The sequence below is a fragment of the Burkholderia sp. LFS061 genome, from assembly GCF_047978125.1.
Taxonomy (GTDB): Bacteria; Pseudomonadota; Gammaproteobacteria; order Burkholderiales; family Burkholderiaceae; genus Burkholderia; species Burkholderia pyrrocinia_C.
The window spans coordinates 1-323 of the sequence record NZ_JBFPFS010000164.1 but is presented as its reverse complement, the minus strand read 5'-3'; the positions used below and the strand labels follow the sequence as shown (position 1 = coordinate 323).

1 pseudogene is annotated in these 323 nt (G+C 60.7%); it reads right to left on the bottom strand.

Annotation, left to right across the window (positions count from 1 at the left end):
• Window positions 1–323: pseudogene (locus tag ACNQQL_RS36175) on the bottom strand (IS3 family transposase); the annotation flags it as partial.

Below are 323 nucleotides of genomic sequence, written 5' to 3'. Positions count from 1 at the left end.
TGAGAAGTCGATCTCGATGCCGAGTGCCTCGCGGTTGAAGTCGTCGATCACGTTGAACAGCCGGATGCTGCGTCCGTCGGACAGCTGATCGTGCATGAAGTCCATCGACCAAACCTGGTTGACGGCGCACGGCACCGCCAGCGGCTCCGGGACCTGCCTGACCAGTCGCTTGCGCGGCTTGATTCGCAGGTTCAACTCCAGTTCGCAATAGATCCGGTACACGCGCTTGTGATTCCAGCCGAAGCCTTTCACGTTGCGCAGGTACAGGAAGCACAGTCCGAAGCCCCAGTTCCGGTGGTTGTCCGTCAGGCGCAGCAGCCAGT